This is a genomic window from Escherichia sp. KCJ4928 (assembly GCF_004352695.1).
Classification (GTDB): domain Bacteria; phylum Pseudomonadota; class Gammaproteobacteria; order Enterobacterales; family Enterobacteriaceae; genus ECMA0423.
The window spans coordinates 1-290 of record NZ_SJWV01000720.1 but is presented as its reverse complement, the minus strand read 5'-3'; the positions used below and the strand labels follow the sequence as shown (position 1 = coordinate 290).

The 290-nt window shown below is 46.6% G+C and carries 1 tRNA gene; it reads right to left on the bottom strand.

The window, feature by feature from the left end:
• Nucleotides 1–187: 187 nt before the first annotated feature.
• Nucleotides 188–263: transfer RNA gene (locus tag E0D98_RS26430), tRNA-Glu, on the bottom strand.
• Between the last annotated feature and the right edge of the window lie 27 nt (nucleotides 264–290).

Genomic DNA, 290 nt, shown 5'->3' with positions numbered 1-290 from the left:
CCCGAAGATGTTTCTTGCGATTCATCATCGTGTTGCGAAAATTTGAGAGACTCACGAACAACTTTCGTTGTTCAGTGTTTCAATTTTCAGCTTGATCCAGATTTTTAAAGAGCAAATATCTCAAACAAGACTTAACAGTCTGTTTTGAGATATTGGGGTCGGCGACTTTCACTCACAAACCAGCAAGTGGCGTCCCCTAGGGGATTCGAACCCCTGTTACCGCCGTGAAAGGGCGGTGTCCTGGGCCTCTAGACGAAGGGGACACGAAAATTGCTTATCACGCGTTGCGT